Source organism: Candidatus Methylobacter oryzae (assembly GCF_003994235.2).
Classification (GTDB): Bacteria; Pseudomonadota; Gammaproteobacteria; order Methylococcales; family Methylomonadaceae; genus Methylobacter_A; species Methylobacter_A oryzae.
Genome location: NZ_RYFG02000022.1, coordinates 1 through 11,746, shown reverse-complemented (window position 1 = coordinate 11,746; position 11,746 = coordinate 1). Strand labels below are relative to the sequence as shown.

Genomic DNA, 11,746 nt, shown 5'->3' with positions numbered 1-11,746 from the left:
GTCTACTTCGCTAAACTAATAACATTTTTTGCTGAGCTTGGCAATTTTTTGTTTAAAATCAACACGATTGCCCAATCGTGGGGCTTAACGTGAAATGTAGACCTTCCAGGTTTTACGACTGCCATGGAGGGAGTGTCGCAATCGGTACGGAACCGATGCGACCGACTGCCATGGATGGCGGCCGAGACTGCTCCCGGCAGTCCTCGGCATTTCCTCCATTCATGGAGGTCTGAAGTGCCGGAGCTGCCGGGAGCGGCTCCAGTAAAAACCTGGAAGGTCTGATGTGCATGTTTACGACAGATGCAGGCCGGAAACGCCGGAGCGTGGGAACGATAGTTTTAGTGCTTTTCGTGGAGCAAATGATTTATCTAAGATAAAGAGAATCTTATGTCAGTAACCGAATCCAAAAATAACAATAAAATTCTGGCTATATCCGCAGCCGTTTTAGCCTTGATCCTGTTACTGCTCTACATGCAGGGCAGTTTCGTCAGCAAAGTCGAGCCCGGAACGAGCCCATTAGCTAAAAATTCAACGACAAGCGGCACGGCCGTTGTCGAAAAAAAACAGGTTGACGATATTCTGGCTTGGCCTGGCACGGTAAAGTCGAGAACCGTTGCGAATATCGCTCCCAAAACCACAGCCCGGATTATCGAGATCAAGGTCCATACGGGCGACCAAGTTAAGAAAGGCGACGTAATCGCCCGGCTCGATGAGCGCGACGTCAAGGCCCAGGAAAATGCAGCGCTGGCCGCGCTTGCCGGCGCCAATGCCCAGGCAAACCGGGCCCAGGCCGACGAACAACGCACCCGCGGCTTGTACGGCAAAGAAGCGGCAACCCGTGAAAGTTTTGATGCCGCCGTCGCCGGCGCAAAAGAGGCGCAAGCCGCCGTAAGCCAGGCAAACAGCGCAGTCGCCGAAATCAGGACTCATCTGGCCGATATGCTGCTGGTCGCGCCTTTTGACGGCACCGTGGTTAAGCGTCTTAAAGAACCCGGCGACATGGGCTTGCCCGGCGTGCCGATCGTGACTTTGCAAACGCCGCAAGGATTAAGGCTTGAAGCCGACGTGCCGAGCAGCTGTGCCGGGCGTTACAGCATAGGCATGAATGTCAACGTGCGCATTGATACCTTGGGACAAACTGCCGACGCGCAAATTGACGAGATCAGCCCCGAAGTCGATCCGCAAACCCGCACCCAACTGATTAAAATCGCATTGCCTGTAATGACTGGCTTGCAGCCGGGCCATTTCGGCTGGTTGGAACAAGCTTGCGACCAGCATGAAGCTTTATTGATCCCAACCAGCGCCGTGCAACATATCGGTCAGTTGGAAGTCGTCAAAGTAGTAACTGATGGCCGGCAATCGATGCGCCATATCAGGACCGGCAAAACGTTCGGCGATCAAGTTGAAGTCATTTCCGGCCTTCATGAAGGCGAAACCGTGATTGCCCAGCCAGAGCAGGCGCAATAATGGACAGCTTGTCAAACGAAGCCCCCAAACGCGGGTTGACGACCAGGATTGTCGAAATATTCACGACCTCGCAATTATCGATACTATTCCTGATTATTTCGCTGTTGGCCGGAGCCGCGGCGCTGGTGCTGACGCCGCGCGAAGAAGATCCGCAGATTGTCGTGCCGGTCATGGACGTGCTGGTCGAGTTTCCGGGCGCGTCCAGCGAAGAAGTCGAGAAATTGGTCGCGACGCCGCTGGAGGTTTTGCTGAAGCAAATCGAAGGCGTCGAATATGTGTATTCGATCTCCAGGCCCGGCGCGGCGGTCGTGACCGTGCGTTATCTGGTCGGCCAGTCTTTCGAGGACAGCCTGGTCAAGACCTGGGACAGGCTGATGTCGAACCAGAACCTGATTCCGCCGGGCGTTACGCACTGGAAAGTGTCGCCGGTCGAGATCGATAACGTGCCTATCGTGTTAATGACTCTGTCGGCGCAGAACGATAGCTACGATTCGATGGCCTTGCGCCGCATTGCCGACGAGCTGATTATTTCGCTCAGAAGCGTCGGCGACGTCGGTAAAAGTTGGGTTGTCGGCGGCGAACAGCGGCGTGTTTCGATTTATGCAAACCCCGCCGCAATGGCCGCGCATGGCACGACATTGCTGGAAATTACCCAGGCGCTGGCTAATGCGAACGTGAATTTGCAAGCCGGCAACATCGAGCGCGGCAACCGCGAAATCCTGCTCGAAGCCGGGCCGCATTTCGAGTCGCCGGCGGAAGTCGGCGCGACTGTCATTAAAAGCGTTGCCGGACGCCCGGTTTACTTGCGAGACGTGGCGCGCATCGAAGACGGCCCGGCCGATGTCGATCATTATACCCGCATCGGTTTCGGCCCGGCCGTCGATGCTTTGCCGACGATAGGCCAAGCGGCCGGCAATCAGCCGCAAGCCGGACAAGAGCGGCAGATGGTTACGATTGCGGTCGCCAAACGCAAAGGCAGCAATGCGGTTAACGTTGCCGAAGCCGTTATCGCGACCGCAGAAAAATTGCACGGCACGTTGGTTCCTGAAGACGTTTTGGTCAGTATCAGCCGCGACTACGGCGAAACCGCGAACCACAAGGTCAACGAACTGGTTAAGCATTTGAGCTTCGCGATTGTGATTATCGTCGTGTTACTGGCTTTCTCGCTGGGGCTGAAAGAGTCGTTTATCGTGTCGATTGCGGTGCCGATGACGTTGGCGCTGACCTTGTTGCTGGATTATATCTCCGGTTATACGATCAACCGCGTTACGCTGTTTGCGTTGATTTTGTCGTTGGGCTTGCTGGTCGACGACCCTATCGTCGATGTCGAAAACATTCACCGGCATTACCAGATGCGCAAGGAATCGCCGCTGCAAGCATTGTTGACGGCGGTCGACGAAGTCAGGCCGCCGACGATCCTGGCGACTTTCACAGTCATCGTGTCGTTCCTGCCGATGTTTTTCATCACCGGCATGATGGGGCCGTATATGGCGCCGATGGCGTTCAACGTGCCGATAGCGATGATCGTGTCGCTGATCGTCGCATTCACCGTCACGCCGTGGGCGAGCTATAAGTTGCTGCAAAGCGAATATCACAATCACAAAGAAGAAGCGCCGCTGGAGCTTAAACAGACATTTATCTACCGGACTTATCGGGCAACACTTGGCCCTCTGCTTGAAACTGCCGGACGCGCGAAATTATTCCTGCTGATTGTGCTAGTCGCCTTCGTGGCTTCGACGATGTTGGCGATTACCCGCGCCGTGCCGCTGAAATTATTGCCGTTCGATAACAAGAACGAGCTGCAAGTCATCATCGACATGCCGCGCGGTTCGACGCTGGAACAAACCGACGAAGTTGCTAGAGCTTTGGGCAATTATCTGGCGACCATCAACGAAGTCACCGATTATCAAACTTATACCGGCTTGGCCGCGCCGATGGATTTCAACGGCATGGTTCGTCATTATTATTTGCGTAGCGGCGGCCATGTCGGCGAAGTCAGGATTAATTTATTGCCCAAAGACCGGCGCGAGCAGCAATCGCACGAAATTGCGCTACGCATGCGGCCCGAAATAGAACGGCTCGGCAAGCAATACGGCGCCAATTTGAAAATTACCGAAATCCCGCCTGGGCCGCCGGTGCTGTCGGATTTGGTCGCCGAAGTCTACGGGCCGCCGGAAGCGAGCATCGGCAATTTGGTCGCGGTTTCCAAACGCATCAGGGCCGACATGGAAAAGATCGAAGGCGTGGTCGATGTCGATGATTATTCCGAAGCGCAACACGATAAAGTGCATTTTCATTTGAACCGGGAAAAAGCGGCTTTGTCCGGCGTCAGCGTTGCCCAGGTTGCCGAAACGTTGCGTATCGCCGTTGCCGGCCAGACGGCCGGCATTGTGCATATAGACAGCGAACGCCAACCGCTGGAAATCACGTTGCAACTGCCTCGCTCGCTACGTTCGTCGGTCGCCGATTTATTGGCGTTGCGCGTTAAAAGCGGGCAGGGCGATTTGATACCGTTAAGCGAAATCGGCACAGCCAGCGTTGAAACCGAAGACCAGCCGATTTTTCATAAGAACCTGCAACGGGTTAATTATGTGATTGCCGGCATGGCAGGACGTAGTCCGGTCGAAGCGGTTTTCGACTTGAATGACGTGCTGGACGAACGCCCGTTGCCGGAAGGCTACAAGGCCGAATTGGCAGGCGAGGGCGAATGGAAAATCACTGTCGATGTGTTTCGCGATCTTGGTTTAGCTTTCGCTGCCGCGTTGGTGATGATCTACGTGCTGCTGGTTGGGCAAACCGGCTCACTGAGCGTGCCGCTGGTGATGATGATCGCGATTCCGTTGACTGTGATCGGCATCATGCCGGGCTTTTGGGTGCTTAATTTATTCGCGACGCCGATTGCCGGTTACTCGAACCCGATTTATTTCACCGCTACCGCGATGATCGGCATGATTGCGCTGGCCGGTATCGTCGTGCGCAACTCGATTATCCTGATCGATTTTATCGAGCGCATCCGCGAACGGGCCGGAGTTACGCTTTCGGAAGCGTTGATTGAAGCCGGTGCGATTCGTTTGCGGCCGATATTTTTGACTGCCGGGGCGGCGATGTTCGGCGCGTTTGTGATTATCCTGGACCCGATTTTTTCAGGGCTGGCTTGGAGCTTTATCTTCGGGATTTTTGCTTCGACTTTGTTTTCGTTGCTGGTGATTCCGGTGGTTTATTTTTTGATTAATCAAGAAAAGTGATTTTTTCACTACGAAGACACGAAATGTACGAAGTTTATGTTTTTTGTTCATACTGTTCCCTGCGTTAAATAGCGGCATCCCGTAGGGCGCGCCGTGCGCGCCTTGGCATCGCGCTCTGTCATCTCATCCGTTACGTCCGTTTAAACTGTCATTTCACGGTTTTCGCGGGCAATGCGTTACATCAGTTGTTTATAAATCCCGGTTTTACCTTAGCGGGCATTTGCAATATGTGGTACAACATCAATCGTCCGATGCAGGTAGCCCTGTCGTTTGGTGCGTTAAACATGCCGGAACTGGCAAAAGGCTAAAACAAGAGCGGGAGTTTCCCCGAGTTACCGTTATTGCATCGGATTTTGATTTGGACGATCATTGGGCAGGCACAACAACCGGATAATATTATGGCGATAAATACTAATAGACCCACATCCCCACACCTGCAAGTCTACCGATTGCCTTTAACAGGCATTATTTCCATCACCCACCGTATGACCGGCGTTATGCTCTCAGCCGGCTTGATCCTGTTCGTTTATGTCGTTTCCGCGCTCGCGGATGGAGGCGTTGCCTACGATACAATGCAGACGTTCATAAATCACTGGCTGATCAAATTAATAGGCTGGGGCTTTATTTATGCGCTGTTTTTCCATTTGTGCCACGGCGTCCGCCACTTGATTTGGGACGCAGGAAGCAGCTTTGAGCGCGATACGCTAAACCGTTATGCGTTGATTGAATTGGCAGCCTCGTTAGTGTTGACGTTGATGACTTTTGTATGGGGGCAATATGGACTATAGAACACCGTTAGCCAGGGCCAAGGGTTTGGGTTCCGCAAAGAGTGGGACCGGACACTGGTGGATGCAGCGCGTCACCGCCGTGGCGCTGATTCCGTTGTCGTTTTGGCTGATCAAATTTCTGGGCTTGAGCTTGACGGCGCCTTATCAACAGACAGTTGATTGGCTGGCGTCGCCTGTAAATACCGTTTGTATCGTTGCGTGGGTTATCGCTGTCTTCTACCACGCTGCATTGGGCTTGCAGGTGGTCATTGAGGATTATGTCGCCGCCGAAGGCCTCAAGATTATCTCAATCTGGACGGCCAATCTGACTTTCTTGTTTATGGCGATTGCGGCGTTATTGGCCGTGTTTCGCATCGTATCGATAGGGTGATTCATGGCAGCAGACTATAAAATTATTGAACATGCTTACGATGTAGTCGTAGTCGGCGCCGGTGGAGCGGGGTTAAGGGCGACGTTGGGAATGGCTGAAAAAGGCCTGAAAACCGCCTGCATCACCAAAGTGTTCCCGACCCGCAGCCATACCGTCGCCGCGCAAGGCGGCATCAGCGCCGCGCTGGGCAATATGGGCGAGGACGACTGGCGCTTCCATATGTACGACACCGTCAAAGGTTCCGACTGGCTCGGCGACCAGGACGCGATTGAATACATGTGCCGCGAAGCGATTCCGGCCGTGATCGAGCTGGAGCATTACGGCGTGCCGTTCTCGCGCACCGCCGACGGCAAAATCTACCAGCGCGCATTCGGCGGCATGACCACGCATTTCGGTTCGGGCATCGCGCAACGCACTTGCGCCGCGGCCGATAAAACCGGCCATGCGATTTTGCATACCTTGTACCAGCAGTCGTTAAAACATAAAGCCGAATTCTTCGTTGAGTACATCGTGCTGGACTTGATTATGCAAGACGGCGAATGCCGCGGCGTACTGGCTTGGCGCCTGGATGACGGCTCGCTGCATTTGTTCAAGTCGCAAATGACCGTATTGGCGACCGGCGGTTACGGGCGCACGTTTTTTTCCTGTACCTCCGCGCATACCGTGACCGGCGATGGCAACGCGATGGCGTTACGGGCAGGCTTGCCGTTGCAGGACATGGAGTTTATCCAGTTCCACCCGACCGGCATTTACGGCGCGGGCTGCCTGATCACCGAAGGCGTTAGGGGCGAGGGCGGTTATTTGACCAACTCCGAAGGCGAACGCTTTATGGAACGTTATGCGCCGTCGGCGAAGGATTTGGCGTCGCGCGATGTGGTCAGCCGCGCGATGACGATTGAAATTCACGAAGGCCGAGGCGTCGGGCCGCTGAAAGATCATATTTACCTGCATATCGAACATCTCGATCCGGCCATCATTCACGAGCGCTTGCCGGGCATATCCGAAACCTCGAAGATTTTTGCGAATGTCGACGTAACCAAGGAGCCGATCCCGGTGCTGCCGACCGTGCATTACAACATGGGCGGTATCCCGACCAATTACAAAGCCGAAGTCGTGACGTTGAAAGACGGCGATCCCGACGCGGTCGTGCCTGGGCTGATGGCAATCGGCGAAGCGGCCTGCGTTTCCGTGCATGGCGCCAACCGATTGGGCTCAAACTCGTTGCTCGATCTGGTCGTGTTCGGCCGCTCCGCCGCGATCCGCTGCGCCGAACTGATCAAACCCGGATCAAGGCAAAAACCGTTGGCCAGCGATGCCTGCGATCAAGCCATCGCCCGTTTCGACAAAATTCGCCGTGCGAACGGCAGTCGCAGCACTGCCGATATTAGGCTGGACATGCAAAAAGTCATGCAAGCCAAAGCGGCGGTATTCAGGACCGGCTCGACGTTGGCCGAAGGCATCCGGCAAATGGCCGATGTTAGAAAAACATTCGCCGACGTCAAATTAAGCGATAAATCGCTGATCTGGAATACCGACCTGGTTGAGACACTGGAACTGGATAATCTTTTAAGCCAAGCCGCCGTAGCGATCAACGCGGCAGGCAACCGCACCGAAAGCCGCGGCGGTCACGCCCGCGAAGATTACCCGAATCGCGACGACGCAAATTGGTTGAAACATACGTTGACATGGCTGGACGGCGACCAAGTTAAAATCGATTATAGGCCGGTGCATATGTACACGTTAACCGATGATGTCGACGTAATTCCACCGAAAGAGAGGGTGTACTGATGGCTGAATTTATCCTGCCGAAAAACTCGAGACTTATCGAAGGCAAAACCTTCAAAGCGTCTGCCGGAGCCACCAATATCCGCCGCTTTGAAGTCTATCGTTGGGACCCGGAGTCGGGAGAAAACCCGCGCATCGATGCGTTCGAGCTGGACATGGACAATTGCGGCCCGATGGTGCTGGACGCGATTCTGAAAATCAAGAACGAAATCGACAGCACGTTGACGTTCCGGCGTTCCTGCCGCGAAGGCGTCTGCGGCTCCTGCGCGATGAACATCAACGGCAGGAACACCCTGGCTTGCACCAAAGCCATCGACTCTTTATCCGGTACGATCAAAATCTTCCCATTGCCGCATATGGATGTCATTAAAGATTTGGTGCCGGATACGACCCATTTTTTCGCCCAATACGCGTCGATCAAACCGTGGATAGAAACCCAAACCCCGCCGCCGGCCGACTCCGAGCGCCTGCAAAGCAAGGAAGATCGCGAAAAACTGGATGGTTTATACGATTGCATCCTGTGCGCCTGTTGCTCGACCAGTTGCCCCAGCTATTGGTGGAACAGCGAGCGTTACTTAGGCCCTGCGGTGCTGCTGCAAGCCTACCGCTGGCTGGTCGACAGCCGCGACGAAAACACCGGCGAACGGCTGGACGAGCTGGAAGACCCGTTCAAATTGTACCGTTGCCATACGATCATGAATTGCACCGATACTTGTCCCAAGAACCTGAATCCGGCCAAGGCGATTGCCGAAACGAAGAAGCTGTTGGTGCAGAGAAAGCTGGGCTGATGAACGAACTGGCAAGGTTAAAGTGGCAATGCCGGCGAGGGACTAAGGAGCTGGATTTTCTGTTGAACCGGTATTTGGAGATGGAGTATTCCAAGGCGGACGGGTCGGAGCGAGCGTTGTTTGAAGCGTTGCTGGGGATTGAGGATGATGAATTGGCTGGTGTTTTATTGGGCGACAGGGATGCCGGGGAAATGGGTTTTTTGGTGGAGAAAATCAGATTTAGCTGAGTAAGAGTTCGAGCCGGTTCGCTGAACTTAAGTTGAATAAGGAAAAAATAAAGTTGGATAACTTGCTTAATTTGTATGTGATCCAGTGCCAGATAATAACTAGTTAAATTTTTATGGTGTCGAAAGAGTTAGTTAAAAATGAACTTGATAAAGCTAATCTTGCATTTGAAAAATGTTGGTTATATTTGTGTGAGATAAAAACGGGTAAAGTAAGTAAAGATAATCTAAGTTGTCTTGTAGATTTCCAACCCCGATTAGCAGAGAGCCTATTTAATTTGGGAAGACTCTATAGGGAAATTGAACAACAAAAGAAAAGTCTCATTTCTAGAAAAGAAAAGCTAAATCAGAATTGGTTTAGAAACCGTATGGGGTCGCTATCAAAATACCAAAAGACTATAAATCAAGCTATTTCTATTGGGAAAGGAATTGGAGATGCTTTTGCTTGGTTTTTTTATCAAAGGGATAGACAGTATTTAACAGAACATTTATCACAAGATGAGATTTTTCATTTTCCTCCAGGTTTTGGAGGTATTGGTGAATTAGAGTTTGTAAAAAATATACGAATTCTTCATGGATATTTTATTTTATATCACGGAACAACAAATATCCTACGATTAGGTGATATAAGTTTAATAGATCTAGAAAATTTTTCTGTCGCAGGAGTTGGTGAAATAAAAACCGATACTCCAGTTGGTGAAACACTTAAAATTAGTTTAATTTTCTCTGGCCCTGGTATCTGCAAAGAAAAAATAGAAAAAAGTGACTTAAGTAATGGCGTTGTGCGGCAACAGCAAGAGACTTTTTTAAATGGATTTCCTCAAAAAGCAAAAGATCGTTTTGAACGTCAAGTTAAAAGGATAACTAAATCTTTCGATAAACTATCTGTAATTCCCGACAGTAAGATTTCTTTTGAATCACATAGTAATATTGAGAGACTGGATTCATTATTTGATCATGTTAAAACTGGAAAATTTACATTTAAAATTTTAAGCGAAGGATTAGCAATAGGTGTTTATAAAGTTACGACTAAAAAGTTTTCAAATAACTTATTAAAATATCTAAATTATGATTTGTCTGATAAGATTGTAGGTGTTGAAAAATATGCAATGGAGCTATTTCTTCCTGAACGTACCGATAATTCATTAATAGTAGATTCACTGTATTATGATGAAGACGGAAATACATCTCACCTTCCTGGGATGTCTCATTTGTTTTGGTGGCCTCTTAAACTAGAAACTATTAGGAAAATAATGTTTCAAGAGGCCATTGTAATAACTCTTTATAATCCCTCTCACCTTATCAATAAATTTGAATTATCTGGCTTTACGGTAAATTACGAAGCGCAGCAAAAATATATAGCTTATAAAAGTGATAGTGAAAAAGAATTTGCTATTGAAGGATTTTCTTATTATATGCGAATGATTTATCAATACTTATTTAATGAAGAATCAATTATTAATATAATTTACGAGATGGAGCAAAAAATTAACAAGTTACAACTTAATACCTCAACTCGAATTGATATGAATATAGAGCAAAAATTTGGAAATGAAAAAATCTAACAAGCGCATAAACTCCAAGCGGGACGGGGTTTGTAACCCCGTCCCTAACGTTTCTGTGATATTAGAGCTAAGTGGCTATATTAATAATTGTAAAACGTTTCGGACGGGGCAGCATGCCCCGTCCGGCAGAACCGCTGTTCATAGAAGTAGTGCGTCATGTCAACCAAGCAATTTGGTCGTAAGCGGCGAAGCCGGGTTGGCCGATGACCAAAGCCAATGTTCAGCATGGGCTACATAACCTTTTCGCACCGGATTTTCGTGGATATAGTTAAGCTTTTGCAGGTAGAAAGCAGGGTTTTCGATCTTCTTCGGAGCATTGGTTTCCATCCAAAACCGGTAACCTCCCTGCGCATCAACAAACAGCTTCAAAACATTCGGTTCCGTGGTTTCGAGATTGGTCTTGAATTTAGCGGAAGTGAAGCGTTTGAAGTCTCGTAAAAATCCCGCCACATCCTGCGAAGTAACTATCAGATGGATATGGTTCAGCATAAAAACATAACCATTCAATTCCAGTCCTTTATTGTTTTGGCAATAATGAAGCGAATCGGACATAATCTGCCAGCGGTTATGACGGTCAAACAGATAATACCAACGTTGAACGGTTAGCGTGAGATAGTAAGTTCCGGTATTCAGCTCGGCAGCTACGCGTCGGGATGGCATGGCGCTTCTTTTTAATTGGGCTGTCAATAATTGTATCAATAAACACTCAAGCTGGTGCGTATCGGCAGTTCACCCGCTCAGTTATACATGAACATCATGACCTAATCCCGGTTACATTCAGCACAAATCACATCCCTAATTATCCTCTGAAACAGGAGATTCTCATGTTTAAGATTATTATGGTTTTTCTCATTGCGCTGATAGTGGAAGGCTGTGCATCGACACGCCCAATTCTTTATCCAAACCAGTATCTCAACTCCGTCGGGTCAATGGTCGCGGAGCGGGATATCGAGACTTGCATGAATCTCGCGGAGGCCGCAGGCGCGGATTCCGCCAGCAGCGGCGTGGGACAAGGAGCAGCTAATACCGTTGGCGGTGCTGCCGTCGGGGCTGCATCGGGCGCGGTTGGAGGCGCGGTAGTCGGTGCGGCGGGCTCCGGATCGGCGATCGGAGCGGTTACTGGCGCGACCGCCGGACTACTGCATTGGATATTCGGCAAACCAGCGCGCAGTCCTGCTTTTGAGAATTTTGTAAACAGATGTCTTCAGGAGCGCGGGTACCAGACCGTTGGCTGGGATTAAATGTTTAAATTCTCTCGGCGGTTAGCCGGATAGGGGCGCATCATGCACCCTATATTACCGATAAACTGGTAAATGCCGGGTTTAAGCCTGAATTATTGCAATAAATTCCAAGCAAATTTTTTGGCCGGTATTAAAGTAAATATAGAGATTCGTAACATGTCTGAAAGCCTTATAGAAAAAATTAGAAGTTACGCATTGACCGCTGGTTAATATTGTGGATTGAGCAGGTCTTTGCCGGGCATAAAGCCGGTGATGAACGTGGCGATAACCTCA

10 protein-coding genes are annotated in these 11,746 nt (G+C 50.4%); 9 read left to right on the top strand and 1 reads right to left on the bottom strand.

The genetic code is table 11. The features are described 5' to 3' along the window. Positions 1–387 precede the first annotated feature (387 nt). The 8 genes from EKO24_RS04280 (at position 388) to EKO24_RS04245 (ending at position 10,232) form a co-directional block, all read left to right on the top strand. Positions 388–1,467 carry an efflux RND transporter periplasmic adaptor subunit gene (locus tag EKO24_RS04280; RefSeq protein ID WP_127030662.1) on the top strand — a complete coding sequence of 360 codons (1,080 nt, stop codon included), beginning with the start codon at positions 388–390 and terminating at the stop codon, positions 1,465–1,467. Then, positions 1,467–4,712: an efflux RND transporter permease subunit gene (locus EKO24_RS04275; protein WP_127030661.1), complete on the top strand. Its 3,246-nt coding sequence runs from the start codon at positions 1,467–1,469 to the stop codon at positions 4,710–4,712. The genes EKO24_RS04280 and EKO24_RS04275 overlap by 1 nt, the downstream gene beginning before the upstream one ends. Before the next feature lie 398 nt (positions 4,713–5,110). Then, on the top strand, positions 5,111–5,500 hold the full coding sequence (gene sdhC, locus EKO24_RS04270; RefSeq protein WP_127030660.1) for a succinate dehydrogenase, cytochrome b556 subunit: 390 nt from the start codon (positions 5,111–5,113) through the stop codon (positions 5,498–5,500). Then, positions 5,490–5,870, top strand: a complete 381-nt coding sequence (gene sdhD / locus EKO24_RS04265) for a succinate dehydrogenase, hydrophobic membrane anchor protein (protein WP_127030659.1) — start codon at positions 5,490–5,492, stop codon at positions 5,868–5,870. Before sdhC ends, sdhD begins: the two co-directional genes overlap by 11 nt. Before the next feature lie 3 nt (positions 5,871–5,873). Beyond that, positions 5,874–7,658: a succinate dehydrogenase flavoprotein subunit gene (gene sdhA / locus EKO24_RS04260; protein ID WP_127030658.1), complete on the top strand. Its 1,785-nt coding sequence runs from the start codon at positions 5,874–5,876 to the stop codon at positions 7,656–7,658. Next, positions 7,658–8,443, top strand: coding sequence for a succinate dehydrogenase iron-sulfur subunit (locus EKO24_RS04255; protein WP_127030657.1), 786 nt, complete (start codon positions 7,658–7,660; stop codon positions 8,441–8,443). Before sdhA ends, EKO24_RS04255 begins: the two co-directional genes overlap by 1 nt. Next, positions 8,443–8,670, top strand: coding sequence for an FAD assembly factor SdhE (locus tag EKO24_RS04250; protein ID WP_127030656.1), 228 nt, complete (start codon positions 8,443–8,445; stop codon positions 8,668–8,670). Before EKO24_RS04255 ends, EKO24_RS04250 begins: the two co-directional genes overlap by 1 nt. A gap of 113 nt (positions 8,671–8,783) precedes the next feature. Then, positions 8,784–10,232 carry a hypothetical protein gene (locus EKO24_RS04245; RefSeq protein WP_127030655.1) on the top strand — a complete coding sequence of 483 codons (1,449 nt, stop codon included), beginning with the start codon at positions 8,784–8,786 and terminating at the stop codon, positions 10,230–10,232. Between the two features lie 159 nt (positions 10,233–10,391). Here the strand turns inward: EKO24_RS04245 and EKO24_RS04240 are convergent, their stop codons facing one another. Next, on the bottom strand, positions 10,392–10,892 hold the full coding sequence (locus EKO24_RS04240; protein ID WP_127030654.1) for a transposase: 501 nt from the start codon (positions 10,890–10,892) through the stop codon (positions 10,392–10,394). Positions 10,893–11,056: 164 nt separating this feature from the next. Between EKO24_RS04240 and EKO24_RS04235 the strand changes: the two genes are divergently transcribed. Next, positions 11,057–11,473 (top strand): glycine zipper family protein, encoded by a 417-nt coding sequence (locus tag EKO24_RS04235; protein WP_127030653.1) that lies wholly within the window; start codon positions 11,057–11,059, stop codon positions 11,471–11,473. Positions 11,474–11,746: the final 273 nt, after the last annotated feature.

What these genes read in the sequence shown, in the direction of transcription:
- EKO24_RS04280 (WP_127030662.1), top strand. Translation starts at nt 388, where the DNA reads ATGTCAGTAACCGAATCCAAAAATAACAATAAAATTCTGGCTATATCC.
- EKO24_RS04275 (WP_127030661.1), top strand. Translation starts at nt 1,467, where the DNA reads ATGGACAGCTTGTCAAACGAAGCCCCCAAACGCGGGTTGACGACCAGG.
- sdhC (WP_127030660.1), top strand. Translation starts at nt 5,111, where the DNA reads ATGGCGATAAATACTAATAGACCCACATCCCCACACCTGCAAGTCTAC.
- sdhD (WP_127030659.1), top strand. Translation starts at nt 5,490, where the DNA reads ATGGACTATAGAACACCGTTAGCCAGGGCCAAGGGTTTGGGTTCCGCA.
- sdhA (WP_127030658.1), top strand. Translation starts at nt 5,874, where the DNA reads ATGGCAGCAGACTATAAAATTATTGAACATGCTTACGATGTAGTCGTA.
- EKO24_RS04255 (WP_127030657.1), top strand. Translation starts at nt 7,658, where the DNA reads ATGGCTGAATTTATCCTGCCGAAAAACTCGAGACTTATCGAAGGCAAA.
- EKO24_RS04250 (WP_127030656.1), top strand. Translation starts at nt 8,443, where the DNA reads ATGAACGAACTGGCAAGGTTAAAGTGGCAATGCCGGCGAGGGACTAAG.
- EKO24_RS04245 (WP_127030655.1), top strand. Translation starts at nt 8,784, where the DNA reads ATGGTGTCGAAAGAGTTAGTTAAAAATGAACTTGATAAAGCTAATCTT.
- EKO24_RS04240 (WP_127030654.1), bottom strand. Translation starts at nt 10,892, where the DNA reads ATGCCATCCCGACGCGTAGCTGCCGAGCTGAATACCGGAACTTACTAT.
- EKO24_RS04235 (WP_127030653.1), top strand. Translation starts at nt 11,057, where the DNA reads ATGTTTAAGATTATTATGGTTTTTCTCATTGCGCTGATAGTGGAAGGC.